This is a genomic window from Vibrio sp. 2134-1 (genome assembly GCF_033339495.1).
Window position 1 is genome coordinate 1 of sequence record NZ_JAWOUS010000119.1, and the last position, 566, is coordinate 566.

General features: G+C 51.2%; 1 protein-coding gene. It reads left to right on the plus strand.

What is annotated here, in order from left to right; translation table 11 throughout:
- Positions 1-10 precede the first annotated feature (10 nt).
- Positions 11-566, plus strand: a 556-nt coding sequence (locus tag R7R78_RS24280; RefSeq protein ID WP_225474395.1) for a spondin domain-containing protein, incomplete at its 3' end; no start/stop codon positions are given.

The window sequence follows — 566 nt, forward strand, 5'->3', positions numbered from 1 at the left end:
TGGATTCACAATGAAAAAACGTACCCAACTTAGTCTTGTCATGACGTCTGTTGCTCTGGCGGTTGGCGCGGCATCAGCTCAAGCGGCGGAACTAGAAATTACGGTTACCAACGCAACCAAAGGCATTTACTTTACACCGCTTATCGTCGCGGCGCATGGCTCAGATCTACATATGTTTAAAGTCGGAGAATCCGCCACATCAGAGCTTGAAGCGATGGCTGAAGGTGGGGATATTTCTGGATTATCGACCGTGATTGGCAACGCAGGCGGCGCAGTCGTAGAAAATCCTGCGGGCGGTATTCTCAATCCGGGCGCTGCGACCACGTTTACTTTGGATAGTGGCGATCACGGTTACCTCTCACTTAGCGCGATGTTATTGCCAACCAATGATGGTTTTGTCGGCTTAGACAGTTGGAAAATTCCAACCGAAGCGGGCACTTACAAAGCGACCTTGAACAGTTACGACGCGGGCACGGAAGCGAACGATGAGTTAGCGTCCAGCATCCCTAATCGTCCTGTTATTAACTTTGGCAGCGGTGGTACTGGCGTAGAAACGGCGGTGAGCA